The organism is Gordonia sp. QH-12 (assembly GCF_001578675.1).
Lineage (GTDB): Bacteria > Actinomycetota > Actinomycetes > Mycobacteriales > Mycobacteriaceae > Gordonia > Gordonia sihwensis.
In genome coordinates, this window is the sequence record NZ_KQ969283.1 from 196,188 (window position 1) to 216,871 (window position 20,684).

Genomic DNA, 20,684 nt, shown 5'->3' on the forward strand with positions numbered 1-20,684 from the left:
CAGATGTCTGAGACCGCGGAGGGATCGGTCCGCTACGAAGCGTGCGACGGCGTCGCCGTGGTGACGCTGAACCGGCCCGAGGCGCTGAACGCGATCGACGGGGCAGTCGCGACCGGGCTGGGGGAGGCGCTGGAGAGGGCCTCCGCCGATCGCGCGGTGCGGGCGGTGGTGCTCACCGGAGCGGGCCGAGCCTTCTGCGCGGGGGCCGACCTCAAGGCCGTCGCACGCGGTGAGCCGATCATCGACGACACCCATCCGGAGTGGGGGCTGGCGGGGCTGGTGCGGCACTGGACCGACAAGCCGCTCATCGCGGCGGTCAACGGAACGGCGCTCGGCGGCGGGACCGAACTCGCTCTCGCCTGCGATCTCGTGGTCGCCGCCGACTCCGCGGTCTTCGGACTGCCCGAGGTGAAACGCGGACTGATCGCCGGTGGCGGCGGTGTGATCCGGCTGGCGCGGCAGCTTCCGCTCAAGCGGGCCCTGGAGATGATCCTCACCGGCGACGGGGTCGACGCCGCGACCGCCTGCGAGTGGGGACTGGTCAACCGCGTCGTCCCGGCCGCCGAGGTCCTGGACACCGCGCTCGCGTTGGCGCACCGGATAGCGGCCAACGCACCGCTGGCGGTACAGCTCAGCAAACGCGCCGTCTACCGGACACATCAGGGCCGGTCGGAGTGGGACCCCGAATGGGGCGCCGAAGAGCCCTGGGCCGTCAATCAGGAGGCCGGGCTCACGGTCCTCGCCTCCGCTGACGCGAGGGAGGGACCGCGCGCGTTCGCCGAGAAGCGCGAACCGGTCTGGCGCGGAGAGTAGGTCTCGGGTATCGGCGGTCCGATCAGTGCCTGACCGGGCATCCGGGCGGTGCGAAGGTGCCCATCCGCTCGATGTCGAAGCCGTTCGGATAGCTCTTGATCCGGGGCAGATCGTGAACATGTCGCGGCCGCCGACGCCGGGGCAGCAGTGAGACCAGCCGGCCCCGGATTCGGAGGCCTGCCCTCGACGCGAACCGCAGCGCGGCGGGCGGACGCCGGTAGCCGAAGGCGTCGAGCAGTGCGTCGTCCATCACCGACAGACTGAAGGCGCCGATCAACGGTCGCAGCGGCGCCGGGTAGAAGGTCTTGAACAGGTCGATCGTCGCGTCGCCGGTGCGGCGGACGCCCGCGGTGCCGCCGGACCGGTAGTGGGCGGCTTCGTACGAGTCCATCAGAGCTGCGAACTCCTCGTAGGTCTCCGGTACGTCCTTGATCGCCATGTGTCTGCCGAGTTGCCGGTAGTACAGCACGGTCGCGCGGATCTCGTCGTCGGTGAGCGGGCGTCTGCCGTAATCGGCGATCCAGCGGACCGGCACGACGACGAAGGTGGACAGTACGTACCGCATGTCGTCGTTGCTGATCTCGAACATCTTGTGCATCTGGTTGATCCGGCGAATCGCGGCCCTGCCGTCGGTGCTGTCGAAGCCTTTCAGGAGCGGCACCTCGAGCAGGACGGCGGTGTCGTCGTACCGCTTCTGCGGTCGGTCGCGGAACTCGCCGGTCCGGTCGAGGAGGTCGCCGATGCTCGGGACCGCGTACGTCCGGAACAGGGCGAAGCTCAGCGCTTGATTGATGTCCCAGGGGAACTCGTACGTGGCCAGGGCACGGTAGATCTCGTGGAACTCGGTCTCCGGATCCATGCCCGCGGTCCGGGACGGTGTCTGGACCGGCGTCTTGAGTGTCATCGGTCGGCTCCTGCCTGTCGGTGAGCTCACTGTAAGTTGAGTTATAGTTTTGTGCAAGGGGTCACGTCGCAGGTGCGGGAGGCGGGTTCGCATGGTGAAGAAGCAATCGGTGCCGTCCGAGCATGCGCGCAGGCGGTTTCTGGACGCGGGCCTGGAGGTGCTGGGGGAGCACGGGCACGCCGGTCTCAAACTGGCGCAGGTCTGCCGGGTCGCCGGCACGACGACGGGCAGCTTCTATCACGCCTTCGCGGACTGGGCCGAGTACAAGTCGGCGCTGATCGACTACTGGCGAGAGGAACACAGCCGCAGACCGATCGGAGACGCGATCGCCGTCGACGACCCCAGGGAGCGGATCGACTTCCTGATCGGCGTCGGCCTCGGGCTCGACCGTGCCTCCGAAGCGGCGATCCGGGTCTGGTCGACCCACGATTCCGGGGTGCTGGCGCACTTGGCGGAGGTCGACCGGGAGCGCGCGGAGGTGATTCGCGAGACGTCGGCCGAGGTCATCGGTGACGCCGACAGGGCGGAGAAGTTCGCGCAGGTGGCCATGTACCTGCTCATCGGCTACCAGATGGGGACGGTCGATTCGCTGGACGCGCTGCGGTTCGGTTTCGAGTCCATGCTGGCCGGCGCAATGGGCGACGGGCCCGGTCCGTCGTGGACCGGGCCCGCCTGAGGGTCTGCAGGGTGCCGCGTCAGGCGCTGGGGGCCCGCACGACCATCGGGACGCCGGGGAACAGCGCTGCCATCTCCGAGCGCGACTTGCGCAGCGCCGCAGTGCCGTAGCCGCGCTTGCGTGATTCCGGGCGAATCCAGATGCGGACGTCGACCTCTCCGTCGTTCAGCTCGCCGAAGACGATGCCCACCTTCTGGTCGCCTTCCACGGCCACCAGCCAGACGGCGTCTTCGGCGTCGACGCGGTCGACGCCCTTGGTGATCTCGTCTGCGACGTCCCCGGCCGGCGCGCCCGACCCGTCGCCTGCGACACCCTGTTCGGCGGTGCGTTCGGCGAACAGATCGGCGTCGTCGTCGGCGGAGAAGGGACGGAGGTCGAGGCTGTCGCCCGAACTCGCCGGCCGCTCGGCGAGCGTGAAGGTGATCTCCTCGTTGAGATTGTCGAGTTCGGCCTGGTTGTGGCGCCGCTCGGTCTTGGTGAGCTGGTAGAAGGACATGTTCAGGACCGCTTCCGCGCCCAGTTTCGACTTGCCGAGAAGGTCGGCGATCGCAGTCGCCGCGGCATCGCGATCCTCTGCGTCGACGATCGCGTCGAGTACCTCGTGCCGCCGCTCCATCGCGGTCAACAGCGCGTCGGTGATGTCTCGTCGGGTTGCTGCCTGGTCCAGATCCGTCATATCTCGATACTAGGTCCGATCCCGGCCGAACGGTTGGACTTCTTTTCGCCGGTCGCGATCTCGGCGCTCTTTTCGTGACGGGATCCCGAATCGGAGACGTCTCGAGAGAGTCTGTGCGGCAACAGTTTTCGATCGAGTGCTTCCAGTCAGCTAGAACACGTTCTAGTATTTGCGCACATGGGATCCGAAATGACTGCGGCCGACGCGCTGCGCAACCCCGTCCACCTCGGCGACCTGATGGTCGCGGCCCTGCGCCGTCACCGGGACAAGCCGGTTCTGAAGCTCGGCGACGCCGAACTCACCGGCGGTGAGATGGCCGACCAGATCAGTCGCTACATCCAGGCCTTCGAGGCGGCCGGTGCAGGCACGGGAACCGCCGTCGGGCTGCTCGCACTGAACCGCCCCGAGGTGCTGTTCGTGATCGGAGCGGGCCAGACGCAGGGCTGGCGCCGAACGGCGCTGCACCCGCTCGGGTCGCTCGACGATCACGCCTACGTCCTCGCGGACGCCGGCGTGTCGACGCTGGTCATCGATCCGAATCCGATGTTCGTCGAGCGAGCGGTGGAACTGGTGAAGCGGGTCGACGGGCTCACCCGGGTCCTCACTCTCGGCCCGGTGCCCGCTGAGCTCACCGACATCGGCGTGGACATCGTCGCCGCCGCTCAGGAGTACCCCGTCCGAGAGTTGACCGCCGCGGTGCTCGATCCCGACCACGTCGTCTCGATCACCTACACCGGCGGCACCACCGGAAAGCCCAAGGGCGTCATCGGGACCGCCCGCGCGATGTCGACGATGACGCAGATCCAGCTGGCCGAGTGGGAATGGCCCGAGCGGCCGAAGTTCCTGATGTGCACTCCGCTCTCGCATGCGGGCGCGGCCTTCTTCGTGCCCACCCTCATCAAGGGCGGCACGATGCTGGTCCTGAGCAAGTTCGATCCGGCGCTGGTCCTCGAGACCATCGAGCGGGAGCGGATCACCGCCACCATGCTCGTGCCGTCGATGCTGTACGCCCTGATGGACCACCCGGACTCCCGCACCCGCGATCTCTCGTCCCTTGAAACCGTCTATTACGGCGCGTCGCCGATGAATCCGGTCCGGCTGGCGGAGGCGATCGAGCGGTTCGGGCCGATCTTCGCGCAGTACTACGGCCAGTCCGAGGCGCCGATGGTCATCAGCTACCTGCGCAAAGACGAACACGACAAGGCCCGCCTCGGCAGTTGCGGACGCCCGTCGGCGTTCCTGCGCACGGCCCTGCTCGATTCGGAGGGCAACCGCGTGGCGCGGGGTGAGCCGGGTGAGATCTGCGTGTCCGGTCCGCTGCTGGCCGGCGGTTATCTCGGGCTGCCCGAGCAGACCGCCGAGACCTTCGTCGACGGCTGGCTGCACACCGGCGACGTCGCCCGCGAGGACGAGGACGGCTTCTGGTTCATCGTCGACCGCACCAAGGACATGATCGTCTCCGGCGGATTCAACGTGTTCCCCCGCGAGGTGGAGGACGTGGTCGCCGAGCATCCCGCGGTCGCACAGGTCGGGGTGATCGGCGTGCCCGATGAGAAATGGGGAGAGGCGGTGACCGCGGTGGTGGTCCTGCGCCCCGACGCCGATGCCGGGGACGCGGCGCAGACGCAGATCGCCGCGGACATCCAGGCCGCGGTCAAGGAACGCAAGGGTGCGGTGCAGGCGCCCAAACAGGTCGTGTTCGCCGAATCGCTGCCGTTGACGGCGCTCGGCAAGCCGGACAAGAAGGCCCTGCGCGCGCAGTTCTGGGAGGGTGCCGGCCGCGCCGTCGGATAGTTCGGCGGGACAGGAGCCGGGCGAGTGTGCAGGAATCGTGACAGTTCCGGCGTCGCAGGCCGGGAGACGATGAGCCCGAACCGGCCTCGCCTCTCGGGGCCACCGACAGCGAAAGTCCTGACATGGCTATTCTCCCGAACGGTGTCCGCGTCCGGCTGACGGCTCTTCTCACCGGCCTCGTCCTGCTGACCGCCGGGGCGCCGGGCACGGCACACGCCGGCACCCCGCATCCGCGCTTCCTGCTGACCGCGGGTACCGCGTCCCAGGGTATCAGCGTCCTGCGCGTGCACGACGACGGTGCACTCACCCCGGTCCCGGGCAGCCCCTTCGCCACCGGTCTCGGGGTGCTGTCGCTCGTGGTGAGTCCGGATGGAGAGAAGGTCTACGTTCCGCACGCACTCGATGGCGGGGTCAGCGGTTACCGGATCTCCGGCAGCGGCCGGCTCACTCCGATCCCGGGTGCCGATGTGAAGGTGGGCGGCGCGCCGACGGCCGCCCGGCTCACGCCCGACGGCAAGTATCTGTACGTGGTTCTCGGCGGCGTCCCCGGCCGGGTGACGTCGTATCGCGTCACCGGCAGCGGTGCGCTGATCGCGACGGGGAAGCCGACCGCGCCGGTCGACGGGTTCAGCATGGTCGGTATGGGCGGCATCGACCCGAGCGGCACCCGGATGCGCGTGGTCAGCTACATCGGCAACACGATGACGAATTACGCCCTCGGCCCGGGCGGCGGCATCCGCCGTCTCGGTGTGACGCAGGTGGGGCTCGGGCCGGTCGCCCCCGGTTACTCGCCCGACGGTCGGTTCCTGTACGTCAGCGACGAGTTCTCCATGGGACTGTCGGGATTCCGCATCGGCGACGACGGCTCCGTGACACGGACACCGGGGTCTCCGTACCCCACCGGAGGCGTCCCGCACGGCATCGTCATGACGCCGGACGGCAAGCGCCTGTACGTCCCGAACGCGGTCGGCACATCGATCGCCGCGTACAACGCCCACGCCGACGGGCGGCTGACGCCGATCGCGGGCTCGCCCTACCCGGGGCCGGCCGGAACCCTCCCCGGGCAGGTGCTCCTGCACCCGAACGGGCGCTACCTGTACGACATCGACGTGCTGACCGCACGGCTGACCTCGAGGGTGACCACCTATCGGATCGGGGCCGACGGGTCGCTCTCCCGGACGTCCCGACCGGAGGTGGACACCGGCGTGATCATGTCCGACGGCCCGATCGCCGCGATGACGCCGTGAGCGATCACACCGGTTCGCAGATCACGACCGGGATCTCGCGGTCGGTCCACGCGGCGTACGTGTCGAAGTCCGCGTACATCTCGACCAGCCGCGGCCAGAGTTCGGCGCGTTCGGCGTCGCCCGCGATTCGCGCCAGATAGTTGCGCTCTTCCCGGCCGATCTGGATCCGGACGTTCGGCTCATCGCGCACGTTGTAGTACCAGGCCGGATTGTTCGGCAGTCCGCCCTGCGAGGCGACGAGCACGATCGACTCGCCGTCGCGCAGGAACAGGAGCGGAACGGTGCGCTCCTGTCCCGACTTGCGCCCCGTCGTGGTGAGCAGGCAGACGGGTGTGGGGCGGCGCAGCGCGGCACCGACTCGCCAGGTCCCGCCCAGCCGTCCGCGCGTGAGCCGGTACAGCCGGGTGTTGAGCCGTGAACCGATCCTGATGATCCGCGCGACCACCGGCGAATCGAGTTGGGCCGGTCGGGAGCTCGCCTCCAAATCAGATCCGTTCGATGATGGTCGCGGTCGCCAGCGCGCCGCCGGCGCACATCGTGACGAGCGCGGTCTGCTGGTCGCTGCGCTCGAGTTCGTGCAACGCGGTGGTGAGCAGCCGGGAGCCGGTGCTGCCCACGGGGTGCCCGAGGGCGATGGCGCCGCCGTTGACGTTCACCTTGTCCATGTCGGCACCGTGCACCTGGGCCCAGCTGAGGACGACGGAGGCGAAGGCCTCGTTGATCTCGACCAGATCGATGTCGTTGAGATTCATCCCCGAGCGGGAGAGGACTCGTTCGGTGGCCTGAACGGGTCCGTCGAGGTGGTAGTACGGTTCGGCTCCGACGAGCGCCTGGCTCACCAGCCGGGCCCGCGGACGCAGGCCGAGGGCCTTGGCCTTGTCCTCGTCCATCAGCAGCACGGCCGCCGCGCCGTCGGAGATCTGCGACGAGTTGCCGGCGGTGTGGATGCCGCCCTCGATCACCGCCTTGAGTCCGTTCAGCGACTCGGCCGTGGTGTCGCGCAGACCCTGATCGCGGTTCACCTCGAGGATCTGACCGGTCAGCTCGCCCTCCTTGGTGCGCTCGGGCGCCTTGACCGTGAGGACCTCGCGGTCGAAGCGGCCCTCGTCCCACGCACGCTTGGCCTTGGTCTGCGAGGCGAGCCCGAGTGCGTCGACGTCGGCGCGGGTGATGCCCCGGCGCTTGGCGATCCGCTCGGCGGCGTCGAACTGGTTGGGCATGTCGATGTCCCACGAATCGGGGCGGCGGGGGCCCGCATCCGTGCCGACGTTGGCGCCGAGCGGCACATGTGACATGCATTCGACGCCGCAAGCGATGCCGATGTCGATGGTGCCGGTCGCGATCAGGCCGGCGACCATGTGATTGGCCTGTTGTGCGGATCCGCACTGGCAGTCGATGGTGGTGGCGCCGGTCTGCCACGGTAGGCCCGAGTGCAGCCATGCGGTGCGTGTGACATTGTTGCCCTGCTCGCCGACCTGCATGACGCAGCCGCCGACCACTTGCTCCACCAGGCCCGGATCGATTCCCGCGCGTTCGACGACGCCGCGCTGTGCCGCACCGAGGATCTCCGCCGCATGCAGGCCCGACAGCCAGCCGTTGCGCTTGCCGATCGGAGTACGGACCGCTTCGACGATCACCGGTACACCCATGCCAACTCCTTGTTCGAGAAACGTTTCTCCGTCAAAACTAGAACAAGTTCTTGTTCGCGTCTATCCAGTGTGGCAGAGTGTGAGTTACGCAAATTGTAACGGGTTCTCGTTCCGATCGAGACCGGAGAACATGGCCAGAGAATTGAGGTGATGACGTGACTCAGGCGCAGAGCGTTGAAGCGTCCGGCACGTGTCCGTTCATGCATCAGGAGGGGTGGGATTTCACGAACCCGGACCTCCTGGTCGAGGGTATTCCCGTCAAGGAGTTCGCCGAGCTCCGCAAGACCGCGCCGGTGTGGTGGAACGCTCAGCTGCCCGGCAAGGGCGGCGGCTTCCATGACGGCGGCTACTGGGCCGTCACCAAGCACGAGCACATCCGTGAGATCTCGAAGAACGCCGACGACTGGTCGGCGAACGAGAACGGCGTGATCATCCGCTTCGAGGACGACATGGACCCGGAGCAGCTCGAGGTCACGAAGACCCTGCTGATCAACCACGATCCGCCCGAGCACACGCGCCTGCGCAAGGTGGTCTCCCGTGCGTTCACGCCGAAGGCGGTCCACGCGCTGGAGGAGAAGCTCGACGCCGCCGCGCGAGAGATCGTTCAGAAGGCCGCGGACGAGGGCAAGGGCGACTTCGTCCACCAGGTCGCCGTCGACCTGCCTCTGCTGGCGATCGCCGATCTGCTCGGCGTGCCCGAAGTGGACCGGATGAAGCTATTCGACTGGTCGAACTCGATGATGAACGCCGATGACCCGGAGTTCACCACGGACCCGCTCACCGCGAACATGGAGATCCTCGGCTACGGCTACAACATGGCCGAGGAGCGCAAGAAGTGCCCGGCCGACGACATCGTCACGCAGCTGATCGAGGCCGACATCGACGGTCACGGTCTCACCGAGGCGGAGTTCGGCTTCTTCTTCATCCTGCTGACGGTCGCGGGCAACGAGACCACCCGCAACGCCATCACGCACGGTATGAACGCCTTCCTGGACAACCCGGATCAGTGGGAGCTGTTCAAGAAGCAGCGTCCGGCCACGGCGGTGGACGAGATCGTCCGGTGGGCGACTCCGGTCAACGTCTTCCAGCGCACGGCCAAGCACGACACCCAGGTCGGCGGCGTCGACATCAAGGCCGGTCAGCGCGTGGGCATGTTCTACGGTTCGGCGAACTACGACGAGGACGTCTTCGAGGATCCGTTCACGTTCAACATCCTGCGCGATCCGAACCCGCACGTCGGCTTCGGCGGCAACGGCACGCACTTCTGCATCGGCGCCAACCTGGCTCGCATGGAGATCAACCTGATGTTCAACGCGCTCGCCGACCTGGTGCCCGACATCACCAAGCTCGAGCAGCCGCGCCGGCTGCGTCACGGCTGGATCAACGGCATCAAGGAACTGCAGGTCGATTATGGGACGAAGTCTTGACCGACACCCAGAACTCTCCCGCGTATCTGAACATCGACCGCGCGAACCATCCGGCGGTACTCGCCGGGCGGCGCTCGCGGGAGGCCGTCGAAGCTCGTGACAAGGCGGCATGGCTGGCGAACTTCGCCGCGAACGGATCCGTCGAGGATCCGGTCGGCCCGTCGATGTTCGACGAGGAAGGGCGGGGTCATCGTGGCGCCGACGGGCTGTCGGCGTTCTGGGACAAGGCGATCGCACCGACCGAGAGCATCGACTTCCAGTTCGAGAAGGAGATCATCTGTGGTCGCGAGGTGGCCTACATCGGCACCATCGTCACCCGGATCGGCGGCCACATCTCCGAGGCCGAAGGCGTGTTCACTTACAAGGCGGACGAGAACGGAGACCTGGAGGCGCTCCGCGCGTTCTGGGAGGTCGAAGCGACGATGAAGTCGTTCCGGCCCCAGTAGGTCTGCGGATGCAGTAACGGGCGAAGAAGTCCCGGCGACCGAGATGGTCGCCGGGACTTCTTCATGTCGAGCCTCGCGGCTGCGCCCGACGGACCCGCGTCCGTCTCGATGCGCTCCGTCGCTCCGCTCCTGCGCTTACTCGACTGGCCCTGAGCGGTGCCCCCGAGGGCTGTCGAGTAGGACGAGGCGCTAGCCGAGGACGTATCGAGGCCGACGTCCGTCTCGATGCGCTCCGTCGCTCCGCTCCTGCGCTTACTCGACTGCCCTGGCGGAACGGCCCGCTTACTCGGCTGGCTTGACGGAGCGACCCCCAGGGCAGTCGAGTAGGACGAGGCGCTAGCCGAGGACGTATCGAGGCTGACGCGGGGCCGTCTCGATGCGCTTCGTCGCTTCGCTCCTGCGCTTACTCGACTGGCCTTAGCGGTGCCCCAGGGTAGCCGAGTAGGACGAGGCGCTAGCCGAGGACGTATCGAGGCCGCCTCGATGCGCTGCTGGAATCAACGGCCGTTCAGCTGTCGGCGCCGACCTTCTCGGGGGCCTTGTCCGCGGAGACCGCCTTGAGGAGGTGGGTGTCGACGGCCAGCACTCCCTGCTTGACGAAACCGACGGCCAGCAGGCCGGCGATCAGGGCCAGGACCAGTTCGTAACCGCCGTCCGAGGCCCAGAAACCCGCGTCGATGTGGGCGATGAAGATCGCGCCGATCATGTCGACGATCAGGATCACCGACACCACCGGAACCGCGAGGCCCACGATCAGCAGGCCGCCTCCGATCAATTCGGCCAGCGCGGCGAGCCAGGCGCTCACACCGGGGACCGGCGCGCCCATCATCTCGAAGTTGGCCTTGACTCCGTCCATGCCGAACGTGAAGAACTTCTGCCAGCCGTGGGCGAAGAAGATGACGCCGAGGATGATCCGGGCGATGCTGACGGCCAGGCCCTGGCCCTGCTTGAAGTAGGTCATGGTCGAGGTGACTCCTTGTGGGATCGTTCTGTTCTCGCCCACCGAGATGTGTGGGGTCACCGGAATTCAATCACTTACTTTTCGTAAGCGCAAAAGGTCAGGGCTAGTATCGAGGTATGATCCCGTTCGACGTCTTCGCGAAGCAGTGCCCGTCCCGGGAGGTGTTCTCGCACGTCACCGGCCGCTGGGGAGCTCTCGTGCTGGGCAAGCTGAAGACCGTTCCGCAGCGTTTCTGTGAATTGCGTGAGCAGGTGGAGGGCATCAGCGACCGGATGCTGACGCAGACGTTGAAGACGCTGACGAACGACGGCCTCGTCGTGCGGACGATGTCCGACGAGAGGCCGTCGCACCCGGAGTACTCGCTGACCGACTCCGGGGTGGAGGTGGCGCGCGCGGTGCGCGCCCTGGTGGAGGCTGTTCAGAACAACATGCCCGCGCAGGCGTACGTCTGACGCCCGCGCGGCGCGGCTAGGGCTTGTCCGCGCCGAGAAGCCACATCGAGAAGTACTGTGAGCCGCCGCCATAGGCGTGGCCGAAGGCCTTGCGGACATCGGGCACCTGGTGATCGCCGCCCTTGCCCATCACCTGGATCGCAGCCTCAGCGCACCGGATCATGCCCGAGGCGCCGATCGGGTTCGACGACAGCACGCCGCCGGACGCGTTGACGGGGAGCTTCCCGCCGATCTCGGTCTCTCCCGCCTCGGTGAGCTTCCAGCCCTCGTACTCCGGCATGAAGCCGAGGTTCTCCAGCCACATCGGCTCGAACCAGGAGAAGGGCACGTAGATCTCGGCCGTGTCCACCTCTTCCAGCGGATTGGTGATCCCGGCGGCCTTCCACAGCGCGGCCGAGGCGTCGCGTCCGGCCTGCGGGCTGACCACATTGCGGTGCGAGTACGAGAGCGGCTCGGTGCGCATGGCGGTCGCGTGCACCCACGCCACGGGGCGTCCTTCGGCGATCGCATCGTCCGCGGATCGCTCGTCGCCGAGCACCACCGCGCACGCTCCGTCGGACGACGGGCACGTCTCGTCGAAACGGATCGGATCCCACAGCATCTGCGAGGCCATCACCTTCTCGACGGTGATATCGGGCTGGTGCAGATGCGCGAGCGGATTCTTCGCGCCGTTGCGGCGGTCCTTGGCGGCGACCATCGCGCCGATGTGCGCCGGCGCCTTCGAATTGTTGATGTAGGCGCGCACGTGCGGGGCGAAGAATCCGCCCGCGCCGGCACCGACCGGCATCGTGAACGGCACCGGGATCGAGAGCGCCCACATGGCGTTCGACTCCGACTGCTTCTCCCAGGAGACGGCCAGCACGCGTCCGTGGACGCCGCTGCTGACCAGGGAGGAGCCCACGATCGCGGTGGACGCTCCCACCGAGCCCGCGGTGTGCACGCGGATCAGTCGTTTGCCGACCGCGCCGATGGCCTCGGCCATCGCCAGCTCCGGCATCATCGAGCCCTCGAAGAGATCGGGTGCCTTGCCGATCACGATGGCGTCGATGTCGTCGATCGAGACGTGGGCGTCGGCGAGTGCACGGTCGATCGCCTCGCGGACCATGCCCGCCATCGTCACGTCGGTGCGCTTGGCGACGTACTTGGTCTGGCCGGTTCCGAGGACGGCGACGCGATTGCGGCCCATCAGTTCTCTCCTCCTGCGAGTGTGACGACCATGTTCTGCTGCAACAGCGGTCCGCTGGTCGCGTGAGCGACCGCGGTGCGCGCGTTGCCCGCGAGGATCTCGTGCGCGGCGTAGCCGATGCGCTGAAGACCCACGGAGAACAGGGCGTTTCCGGTCAGGGCGCCGCCCGACGGGTTGATTCTGGTGCGGGCGCCGAGCCCGAGTTCGCGCGCGACGATCAGTTCCTGATGCGTGTAGGTGGCGTGGATCTCGGCGACGTCCACATCGCGCGAGCGGTCGCCGAACGCGGTGTTCGCGGCGAGTTCGGTGGACGGCGACCGCGTCAGGTCGCGTGCACCGAAATTGGGTGTGTCGATGCGGTGATCCCAGCCGGTCACCCACGCCGGGTTCGCGACCAGCTCACGGGCGCGGGCCTCGGAGGCCAACACCACGGCGGCACCGGCATCGGCGTACGGCGCGATGTCGTGAGCGCGTAGCGGATCGGCGACGTAGTCGGCGGCCAGCAGTTCCTCGACCGAGGCTCCGGTGGTGCGCGCGGCGACCGCCGCCATGTCGGCCTCGGTCCAGGCGCCCGACTCCAGGCCTGCGCGAGCCTGCAGGCCCGCGAGCGACCGGGCGTCCGGCCACAGCGGAGCCACCGTGTAGGGGTCGGTCTGCATCGCGAGCGTACGGTCGGAGTCGCCGGCCGAGGCCTTGCCGAATCCGTAGGCCAGTGCGATGTCGACCTCGCCGGTCGCGATCTTGACCCACGCCTCGTACAGAGCCCAGGCTCCGTCCATCTCGACGTGCGACTCGTTGATCGGCGGAACGGCGCCGATGGCGTCGATCGCGGAGATGAAGGAGAACGCGCGGCCGGCCAGGTAGTCCGACGATCCACTGCACCAGAAGTCGATGTCGGTGCGGCTGATGCCCAGATCGGCGTACAGCTTCTGGAAACAGGGGATCAGCATCTCGACGCCGTTGGTGGTGCCGGTCGATGCGGGGTCGTTGGTACTGTGCGCGAATCCCACGACTGCGATGCGCGGGAGTGTGCTGTTGCTCATGTGAATAGCTCCTTCCCGCTCAGAGGTGATTCCGGTACGCGTCGAAGTCGGCGTCCGGTTCGCCGCTCGGGGCGAAGTGGCTGATATTGCGCATGGTGTAGTCCCATTCGGCCTCGGGACGCCATACGGCCTTGACCCGCATGCCCATGCGTACCTCTTCCGCGGGGCAGTCGAGGATCAGGTGCAGGAACGGGATGTCGGCGCCGTCGAGCAGAACGTAGGCGGCGACGTAGGGCGGCTTGATCTGCTGCCCCAGGAAGGGCACGTTCACGATGCAGAAAGTGGTGACGGTGCCGGTGTCGGGCAGCTCCACCCGCTCGACGGTCGGGCTGCCGTCGGCCGGGCTCACGTACCGGGGTGGGAAGTACACCTCGCCGGTACGCACCCGACCGCCGATGAGACGGCCTGCCTTGAGGCCCTCGAGGTACCAGCTCTCGGACTCCGCGGCCGAATGCATGATGTCGGTGGTGATCGGCGTGGTGATGATGACGTCGCCCGCGTCGTCGACGATCATCTCGCCGGTCGCCTCCGGTGCGGTCTCCGGTGTCTCACCCAGGCTGAAGTGGGCGATGTCGGTGATCGCTCCGCTGCGCGCCGCATGCCACACGGCGTGGACGCGTGCGCCGACGCTCATCTGCGACGGCTCGTCGGCGTCCACCACGTGCAGCAGCGCGGTGTCGGCGCCGTCGAGCCTGATGAGGGCGAAGGCGAACGGCCGGTCGAGGATCTGGCCGTCGAGCGGCTCCGGCTGCCAGGACCAGCTCTCGACCGTGCCGACCGGCGCGACCTCCACAAGCGAGGTCGTCGGCTCCCCGGAGGAGGGGTCGAACTCGGCGGGAGGAACCGTGACGCGGCCGTCGGAGCCGCGGCTTCCGACGATGCGGCCGTCGCGCAGGGCGAGGGCGAACTGCGACAGGACCGGTCCGAGCGAGCGTGTGTAGGCGAAGGTGTTGGTCAGCTTCGCGGACAGGATTCGTGACTCGGGTGCGGGGACCTGCACCTCGGGAGTCGGGTGGGTTGCACTATTGGACACCACCAAAGTAGAACACGTTCTAGTATGTGTCGCAAGGGTTCGACGGAAGGGTTCTCGCGTGAAACTTGGCCTACATCTGGGGTATTGGAGTGCGCAACCGCCGCTGGGCGTCCCGGAGATGTTGGTGGCCGCGGAGGAGTCGGGATTCGACTCGGTGTTCACCGCGGAGTCCTGGGGATCGGATGCGTACACCCCGCTGGCCTGGTGGGGAGCGGCCACCGCGACCCTGCGGCTCGGCACGGCGGTGGCCCAGCTGTCGGCCCGGCCGCCCACCACCCTGGCCATGGCGGCCTTGACCCTCGACCATCTCTCGGGCGGCAGGCACATCATCGGTCTCGGCGTCTCCGGGCCGCAGGTGGTGGAGGGCTGGTACGGGCAGTCGTTCGGCAAGCCGTTGGCGCGCACCCGCGAATACGTGCGGATCGTCCGCGACGTGCTGGCGCGCGAGGGCGCCGTGGTCAGCGACGGACCCCACTACCCGCTGCCGCGGCGGGAGGGCGAGGGGGTCACCGGTCTGGGGAAGTCGCTCAAGCCGATCACCCATCCGCTGCGCGCGGACATCCCGATCTGGCTGGGAGCCGAAGGTCCCAAGAACGTCGCGCAGACCGCCGAGATCGCCGACGGCTGGCTCGCGATCTTCTACACGCCGCGGCTCGCGGGCATGTACGACGAGTGGCTCGACGAGGGCTTCGCCCGTCCCGGCGCGCGCCGATCGCGTGCCGACTTCGAGATCTCGGCGACCGTTCAGTGTGTGATCACCGACGACGTCGCCGCGGCGATCGACCGCTATCGGCCGTCGACCGCGCTCTACGTCGGCGGGATGGGGGCGGCGGAGAAGAACTTTCACGCCGACCTCTATCGGCGTATGGGGTACGGCCAGGCGGTCGACGACATCGGCCGGCTGTTCCGGTCCGGCCGCAAGGAGGAGGCTCTGGCTGCGGTGCCCGACGAGATGGTCCGCGAGACGATGCTGGTCGGCACCGCCGACGAGGTGCGCGAACAGATCGGGTTGTGGGAGGCCGCAGGGGTCACCACGCTGATGGTGACCGCGCGCGATGTGCAGACCGTGCGAGCACTCGGCGAACTGGTCTAGCGACGCAGCGGCGAGCGGTTCAGGGCGCGACCACCACGCCGCCGCAGCTGCGCGCGGGTATCGCCCAGAGTGCGTTGCGGTTCACCGTGCTCAGCCGCAACTGCACTCTGCCGGGCCCGAAGGTGCTGCGGGGGAGGCTGAAGTTGTGCACCCCGGTGTTCGGCGGCCGCACCTGGCTGTGGTCGATCATCGTGCCCTTCCGCCCGGTCTGCAGGTTGTGCCAGTCCAGGCGGGCCACCGAGTCGTATCCGACCCCGATCCAGAGGCTGCCGTAGTCGATCTGGATATACGTGGTCCCGGCGTACTCGGAGACGATCGCGCGGAAGGGCCGGTAGGGCATGTCGACGATGTTCGGACTGACGTTGAGGCAGCCGTGGAGCGGGTACTCGCGTGTCACGGCGCCGGCGCTTCCCGCTCCGGCGAGAAGCGACGAGACGACGGCAGCGGCGGCGACCGCCGCGGCGAGGACACGGGTCCGGAGTGAACGACGATGTGTCGGCAGGGTGGGCATGAGCTTCTCCTCGGCGGGCTCGTCGCGTGGCTTCGTACCCGGTATGTCGACGCCGAGGGGGCGATCTGTTAGCCGGATCACAGAATCGGTGAGCCCCGGGCGTCAGGTCTCGCGGTCGGACGGGAACGAGACCTCGGCCACCACGACGTGGCCGTTCGCCAGTCTGCGCGGGTGCCGAGTCCGGACGCCGACGTCGTCGGCGATCGATTTCAGATCGCGATCGGAGACGACGGTGAACCCGAAATCCTCCAGCAGGTCGCGCATCGCCGCCGGTCTCCAGGCCGAGACATGGCGTTCCTCGCCCATCGGATCGGGCCGCCCGGCGATCGCGAAGACCGTCTTGAGCGCATAGTGCGCCGGACGGCTCACCGTGTGGCGTTGCGGATAGGTCGCTATCAGCTGAGATCCCGGAGCCGAGCGTTCGGCGACGTCCGCGAGGGTGGCACGGACCTGGTCCGTCGTGAGATACGGCAGCACGCCCTCCCAGATCCACGTGGTGGGGAGTTCGGAGCGATGGCCGGCTGATTCCAGGGCGCCGGTGAGACTGTCGGTGCCGAACTCGACCGGGACGAAGGTGAGTTCCTCGGTGACCGGCTCCAGATTCCGGACGCGCCTGCGCTTGTCGGCCTGCGATGCGGGGCGGTCCACCTCGAAGACGGTGGTCTGCGGCAGCTTTCGCATCCGCCAGGCCCGGGCGTCCAGGCCCGCTCCGAGGACGACGAGTTGGCTGTGCCGCCGCTGGCGCACGGCGTCGTCGATCGCGACGGTGCGCGCCGCCAGGATCTCCACGGTCGCCGTCAGCAGTTCATAGGCCGGACGGTCGCGCCAGTGTCTCGGGGCCGGCCCGCGTGCCGTCTCGACCTCTCTGCGCTCGTCGTCGTCGAGCAGGTCGATGGCGATGGGATCGCTGAACCGTCCGATCGCGATGCGCCCGTCCGCGACGGCGCGCGCCTGGCAGACCAGGACGGCGGTGCGGCTCGCTTTCGGCATGGCAACGACCGTAGGCCGGGACGGACCGATGGGCAACGCAGCCGCTCCTACTCGCCGGTGAACACCGGCTTCTCGCGGTTGGCGAAGGCGCGCGGGCCGATCTTGGCGTCCTTGGACGCGAAGACCTTGGCGCCGAGTTCGGCGTCGATCTTGAAGGCCTCCTCCTCGTGCAGGCCCTCGCTGTCGCGAATGGTCTTGAGGATGGCCTGGACTGCGAGCGGGCCGTTGGCCGCGATCTGGTCGGCGATCTCGAGAGCCTTGTCCAGCGCCGTGCCGTCCGGAACCACGTGGCCCACGAGTCCGTACTCCTTGGCCTCGGCGGCGGTGATGTGACGGCCGGTCAGGAGGATGTCGGCCGCCACGGTGTAGGGGATCTGGCGGACCAGCCGGACGGCGCTGCCGCCGAGCGGGAACAGGCCCCACTTGGCTTCGGAGACGCCGAACTTCGCGCTCTCGGCGGCGACGCGGATGTCGGTGCCCTGGAGGATCTCGGTTCCGCCGGCGATCGCCGGGCCCTCGACCGCGGCGATCAACGGCTTCGACAGCCGACGTCCCTTGAGCAGTGCGGGGAGCCGCGTGAGGTCCCATCCGCCTTTCGCGAAGGAGTCGCCCGGTGCCGACTGGTTCATGGCCTTGAGGTCGGCGCCCGCGCAGAAGTAGCCGCCCGCTCCGGTCAGGATCGCGACCCGGATGTCCGGATCGTCGTCCACCTGGTCCCACGCCTGCTCCATGATCCGCATCATCGGACCCGACAGTGCGTTGCGCGCCTCGGGTCGGTTCATCGTCACGATCAGCACGTGGCCGCGCTTCTCGACGAGGCACTCCGGTGCGGCGGCGGTGGTGGCGGCAGCGCTTTCTGGGGACATGTTTCCTCCTGGCCCGACGTTTTCCTTGCCGCGAACAGTAACACGTTCTAGTTTTGATGCATGGCCTTCACTGTCGCGGACCTCTTCGAGCACGCCGTGGACCTCATGCCCGACCGCGTGGCGCTGGAATCGGGCGACCGCTCGCTGACCTACGCCGAGCTCGATCGCCGGGCCAACGCGCTGGCGCACCGGCTGCGGTCGCTCGGCGTGGCACCCGGCGACGCGGTGGGCCTGTACAGCAGAAACACCATCGAAGCAGTCGAGTCGATGATCGCGATCTTCAAGGCGCGGGCAGTGATGGTGAACGTCAACTACCGCTACGTGGAGAACGAGCTGAAGCACATCTTCACCGATTCGCAGATGACGGTGCTGATCCATGAGCGCCAGTACGCCGCGAAGGTCTGCAACGTGTTATCGAATGCGACCACCGACATCACCGCGCGCATCGTCGTCGAAGACGGATCCGACGCGCCTGCCGAGTGTTCGGACGCGGCCGGCGTCGCGGTCGTCGGATACGAGGCGGCGATCGCCGAGTCGTCGTCGGAACGGGACTTCGAGGAGCGGTCGGACGACGATCTCTACCTGCTCTACACGGGCGGCACGACGGGAAAGCCGAAGGGCGTCGTCTGGCGTCAGGAGGACGTGTGGCGGGTGCTCGGGGGCGGGATCGACTGGTACACCGGACGGCCTGTCGAGGACGAATGGGAGCACGCGCGGACCGGATCGCAGGGCGGCCAGCTGGTGCGCTTCCCGATTCCGCCGTTCATCCACGGCGGCAGCCAGTGGGCGGTGTTCCAGTCCCTGTTCGCCGGCGGGAAGGCGGTGGTCTACCCGGATTTCGACGCCGCCGAGGTGTGGAAGGCGGTGCAACGGCACGGTGTGAACGTCGTGTTCATCACCGGTGACGCGATGGGCCGGCCGATGATCGAAGAACTCGAGAAGGGTGGCTACGACACCTCGACGGTGGTGTCGGTGGCCTCGTCCGCGGCCCTGTTCTCGGCGTCGATCAAGGACCGCTACCTGGAGCGTCTGCCGAACGCGGTCATCGTCGACGCGATCGGATCGTCGGAGACCGGCTTCGGCGGCATGGGAGTGGCGGTGAAGGGTCAGAGCCGGGTCGGTGCGCCGACGGTGAAGGCCGACCCGAGCGCTCACGTCCTCGCCGAGGACGGTCGCCGTCTGGAGCCGGGCAGCGGAGAGGTGGGGCGCCTGGCGCGGTCGGGTCACATTCCGCTGCGCTACCACAACGATCCGGTCAAATCGGCCGAGACCTTCGTCGTCTACGACGGTGTCCGCTACTCCATGCCGGGCGACTTCGCGACCATCGAGGCCGACGGCACGATCACGATGCTCGGCCGCGGGTCGATGTCGATCAACACCGGCGGCGAGAAGGTCTTCCCCGAGGAGGTCGAGGCCGCGCTCAAGGGTCATCCGGACGTCTTCGACGCAGTCGTGGTGGGCGTGGCGGACGATCGCTTCGGTCAGCGGGTCGCGGCCGTGCTGCAGACCCGCGACGGGGTCCGGCCGGACCTGGTGACCCTCAACGAGGCCGTCCGCGCCGAACTCGCGGGGTACAAGTGCCCGCGGAGCGTCTGGTTCGTCGACGAGGTGAAGCGCTCACCCGCGGGCAAACCCGACTATCGGTGGGCGCGCGAGGTGACCGGCTCCCGCGAAGCCGACCACGCTCTCTGAACCCGTGACTCCCATCCCTTCTACGACCATCGCCTCTACGACCATCTCCTTTACACAATCTCTTCTACGACAAGGACATCGATGAAAACCCCATTGTGCGAGCGGTTCGGGATCGAATACCCGATCTTCGGCTTCACCCCCAGCGAGGAGGTGGCCGCCGCGATCAGCCGCGCGGGCGGCCTCGGCGTCCTGGGATGCGTGCGGTTCAACGAGCCGGATGAACTCGACGCGGTCCTGGAATGGATGCACGAGAACACCGACGGGAAGCCCTTCGGCGTCGACGTCGTGATGCCCGCCAAGATCCCCACCGAGGGATCCAAGATGGACCTCGACGCGATGATCCCGCCCGAGCACCGTGCGTTCGTCGAGCGGACGCTCGACGATCTCGGAGTGCCGCAGCTGCCGGACGGCGGCGATCGGGTGAACACCGGCGTGCTCGGCTGGCTGCACTCGGTCGCACGCTCGCATGTCGACATCGCGATGGAGCACACGCGCAAGTACGGGCAGATCAAGCTGATCGCCAATGCGCTCGGCTCGCCTCCCGAGGACGTCATCGGCATCGCGCACGACAACGGTGTGGCGGTCGCGGCGCTCGCGGGAGCGCGGGAGCATGCGCTGCACCACCTCGACGCCGGCGTCGACATCGTCATCGCGCAGGGCTATGAGGGCGGCGGGCACACCGGCGAGGTCACGTCGATGGTCCTCTGGCCGGAGTTGGTCGACGCCGCCGGTGAGGCTCCGGTGCTCGCCGCGGGCGGTGTGGGCAGCGGCAGGCAGATCGCCGCCGCCATCGCGCTCGGTGCGCAGGGCGTGTGGATGGGCACCTATTGGCTCACCGCCGCCGAGTACAACCTCGGCGCGCACAAGCCGGGCGAACCGTCGACCGTTCAGCAGGCACTGCTGGCCGCGACCTCGCGCGACACCGTCCGGCGTCGGATCTACTCGGGCAAGCCGGCGCGCCTGCTCAAGACGGCGTGGACCGACGCGTGGGACGCTCCCGGCGCCCCGGAACCGCTGCCGATGCCGCTGCAGAATCTCCTGGTGGGCGAGGCGCACGCGCGGATCTCGGCATCCGACGACCCGAAGGTGGTGGCGATGCCGGCCGGACAGATCGTCGGGCGCTGCAACGAGATCACCCCGGTGGAGAAACTGATCGACGGACTGGTCTCGGAGTACCGCGAAGCGGTCGCGAGGATGAACGCCACCCTGGACTGAGCGTCCGGGT

The 20,684-nt window shown here is 68.1% G+C and carries 21 protein-coding genes; 10 read left to right on the top strand and 11 right to left on the bottom strand.

The window, feature by feature from the left end:
* Positions 1 to 3: 3 nt before the first annotated feature.
* Positions 4 to 813: a crotonase/enoyl-CoA hydratase family protein gene (locus Y710_RS02875; protein ID WP_006894202.1), complete on the top strand. Its 810-nt coding sequence runs from the start codon at positions 4 to 6 to the stop codon at positions 811 to 813.
* A 22-nt stretch (positions 814 to 835) separates the two neighbouring features.
* On the opposite strand, the gene Y710_RS02880 is transcribed toward Y710_RS02875, so the two are convergent.
* Positions 836 to 1,717, bottom strand: a complete 882-nt coding sequence (locus Y710_RS02880) for an oxygenase MpaB family protein (RefSeq protein ID WP_062366233.1) — start codon at positions 1,715 to 1,717, stop codon at positions 836 to 838.
* A 91-nt stretch (positions 1,718 to 1,808) separates the two neighbouring features.
* On the opposite strand from Y710_RS02880, the gene Y710_RS02885 reads away from it, so the two are divergent.
* Complete coding sequence (locus Y710_RS02885) at positions 1,809 to 2,393, top strand: TetR/AcrR family transcriptional regulator (protein ID WP_062366235.1); 585 nt, start codon at positions 1,809 to 1,811, stop codon at positions 2,391 to 2,393.
* A 19-nt stretch (positions 2,394 to 2,412) separates the two neighbouring features.
* Here Y710_RS02885 and Y710_RS02890 read toward each other — a convergent pair whose 3' ends face one another.
* Positions 2,413 to 3,069 (bottom strand): GNAT family N-acetyltransferase, encoded by a 657-nt coding sequence (locus Y710_RS02890; RefSeq protein WP_006894206.1) that lies wholly within the window; start codon positions 3,067 to 3,069, stop codon positions 2,413 to 2,415.
* A gap of 189 nt (positions 3,070 to 3,258) precedes the next feature.
* Between Y710_RS02890 and fadD8 the strand changes: the two genes are divergently transcribed.
* Both fadD8 and Y710_RS02900 read left to right on the top strand, forming a co-directional pair.
* On the top strand, positions 3,259 to 4,863 hold the full coding sequence (gene fadD8, locus Y710_RS02895) for a fatty-acid--CoA ligase FadD8 (protein ID WP_006894207.1): 1,605 nt from the start codon (positions 3,259 to 3,261) through the stop codon (positions 4,861 to 4,863).
* A 122-nt stretch (positions 4,864 to 4,985) separates the two neighbouring features.
* A complete protein-coding gene (locus Y710_RS02900; RefSeq protein WP_062366236.1) occupies positions 4,986 to 6,110 on the top strand; it encodes a lactonase family protein in 1,125 nt (374 codons plus the stop codon).
* 4 nt (positions 6,111 to 6,114) lie between these two features.
* Here the strand turns inward: Y710_RS02900 and Y710_RS02905 are convergent, their stop codons facing one another.
* Together Y710_RS02905 and Y710_RS02910 are read right to left on the bottom strand one after the other, a co-directional pair.
* Positions 6,115 to 6,594: a nitroreductase family deazaflavin-dependent oxidoreductase gene (locus Y710_RS02905; protein WP_062366238.1), complete on the bottom strand. Its 480-nt coding sequence runs from the start codon at positions 6,592 to 6,594 to the stop codon at positions 6,115 to 6,117.
* A 1-nt stretch (position 6,595) separates the two neighbouring features.
* The gene (locus Y710_RS02910) at positions 6,596 to 7,759 is read right to left on the bottom strand and encodes a steroid 3-ketoacyl-CoA thiolase (RefSeq protein WP_006894210.1); all 1,164 of its coding nucleotides are present in this window, start codon (positions 7,757 to 7,759) and stop codon (positions 6,596 to 6,598) included.
* A 200-nt stretch (positions 7,760 to 7,959) separates the two neighbouring features.
* On the opposite strand from Y710_RS02910, the gene Y710_RS02915 reads away from it, so the two are divergent.
* Together Y710_RS02915 and Y710_RS02920 are read left to right on the top strand one after the other, a co-directional pair.
* Positions 7,960 to 9,186 carry a cytochrome P450 gene (locus Y710_RS02915; protein ID WP_197462903.1) on the top strand — a complete coding sequence of 409 codons (1,227 nt, stop codon included), beginning with the start codon at positions 7,960 to 7,962 and terminating at the stop codon, positions 9,184 to 9,186.
* Positions 9,183 to 9,632, top strand: a complete 450-nt coding sequence (locus tag Y710_RS02920; protein ID WP_006894212.1) for a nuclear transport factor 2 family protein — start codon at positions 9,183 to 9,185, stop codon at positions 9,630 to 9,632. Before Y710_RS02915 ends, Y710_RS02920 begins: the two co-directional genes overlap by 4 nt.
* Positions 9,633 to 10,140: 508 nt before the next feature.
* On the opposite strand, the gene Y710_RS02925 is transcribed toward Y710_RS02920, so the two are convergent.
* A complete protein-coding gene (locus tag Y710_RS02925) occupies positions 10,141 to 10,593 on the bottom strand; it encodes a DoxX family protein (RefSeq protein ID WP_062366242.1) in 453 nt (150 codons plus the stop codon).
* 116 nt (positions 10,594 to 10,709) lie between these two features.
* Here Y710_RS02925 and Y710_RS02930 point away from each other — a divergent pair, with 116 nt between their 5' ends.
* Positions 10,710 to 11,045 carry a winged helix-turn-helix transcriptional regulator gene (locus Y710_RS02930; RefSeq protein ID WP_006894215.1) on the top strand — a complete coding sequence of 112 codons (336 nt, stop codon included), beginning with the start codon at positions 10,710 to 10,712 and terminating at the stop codon, positions 11,043 to 11,045.
* Positions 11,046 to 11,061: 16 nt separating this feature from the next.
* On the opposite strand, the gene Y710_RS02935 is transcribed toward Y710_RS02930, so the two are convergent.
* From Y710_RS02935 to Y710_RS02945, 3 genes are read right to left on the bottom strand one after another with little or no spacing between them, the layout of a single operon-like run.
* On the bottom strand, positions 11,062 to 12,231 hold the full coding sequence (locus Y710_RS02935; protein ID WP_006894216.1) for a thiolase domain-containing protein: 1,170 nt from the start codon (positions 12,229 to 12,231) through the stop codon (positions 11,062 to 11,064).
* On the bottom strand, positions 12,231 to 13,274 hold the full coding sequence (locus Y710_RS02940; RefSeq protein ID WP_062366244.1) for a thiolase domain-containing protein: 1,044 nt from the start codon (positions 13,272 to 13,274) through the stop codon (positions 12,231 to 12,233). Before Y710_RS02940 ends, Y710_RS02935 begins: the two co-directional genes overlap by 1 nt.
* 19 nt (positions 13,275 to 13,293) lie before the next feature.
* On the bottom strand, positions 13,294 to 14,307 hold the full coding sequence (locus tag Y710_RS02945; protein WP_231650079.1) for a Zn-ribbon domain-containing OB-fold protein: 1,014 nt from the start codon (positions 14,305 to 14,307) through the stop codon (positions 13,294 to 13,296).
* A 58-nt stretch (positions 14,308 to 14,365) separates the two neighbouring features.
* Between Y710_RS02945 and Y710_RS02950 the strand changes: the two genes are divergently transcribed.
* Positions 14,366 to 15,400 carry an LLM class F420-dependent oxidoreductase gene (locus tag Y710_RS02950; protein ID WP_062366246.1) on the top strand — a complete coding sequence of 345 codons (1,035 nt, stop codon included), beginning with the start codon at positions 14,366 to 14,368 and terminating at the stop codon, positions 15,398 to 15,400.
* A 19-nt stretch (positions 15,401 to 15,419) separates the two neighbouring features.
* Here the strand turns inward: Y710_RS02950 and Y710_RS02955 are convergent, their stop codons facing one another.
* From Y710_RS02955 to Y710_RS02965, 3 genes are all read right to left on the bottom strand, one after another.
* Positions 15,420 to 15,911, bottom strand: a complete 492-nt coding sequence (locus Y710_RS02955; RefSeq protein WP_006894222.1) for a hypothetical protein — start codon at positions 15,909 to 15,911, stop codon at positions 15,420 to 15,422.
* Between the two features lie 102 nt (positions 15,912 to 16,013).
* On the bottom strand, positions 16,014 to 16,901 hold the full coding sequence (locus Y710_RS02960) for a class I SAM-dependent methyltransferase (protein ID WP_062366248.1): 888 nt from the start codon (positions 16,899 to 16,901) through the stop codon (positions 16,014 to 16,016).
* A gap of 47 nt (positions 16,902 to 16,948) precedes the next feature.
* The gene (locus Y710_RS02965) at positions 16,949 to 17,767 is read right to left on the bottom strand and encodes a crotonase/enoyl-CoA hydratase family protein (protein ID WP_006894224.1); all 819 of its coding nucleotides are present in this window, start codon (positions 17,765 to 17,767) and stop codon (positions 16,949 to 16,951) included.
* A 60-nt stretch (positions 17,768 to 17,827) separates the two neighbouring features.
* On the opposite strand from Y710_RS02965, the gene Y710_RS02970 reads away from it, so the two are divergent.
* Both Y710_RS02970 and Y710_RS02975 read left to right on the top strand, forming a co-directional pair.
* Positions 17,828 to 19,459, top strand: coding sequence for an acyl-CoA synthetase (locus Y710_RS02970; protein WP_062366251.1), 1,632 nt, complete (start codon positions 17,828 to 17,830; stop codon positions 19,457 to 19,459).
* An 81-nt stretch (positions 19,460 to 19,540) separates the two neighbouring features.
* Positions 19,541 to 20,674 carry an NAD(P)H-dependent flavin oxidoreductase gene (locus Y710_RS02975; protein ID WP_006894226.1) on the top strand — a complete coding sequence of 378 codons (1,134 nt, stop codon included), beginning with the start codon at positions 19,541 to 19,543 and terminating at the stop codon, positions 20,672 to 20,674.
* Positions 20,675 to 20,684 lie beyond the last annotated feature (10 nt).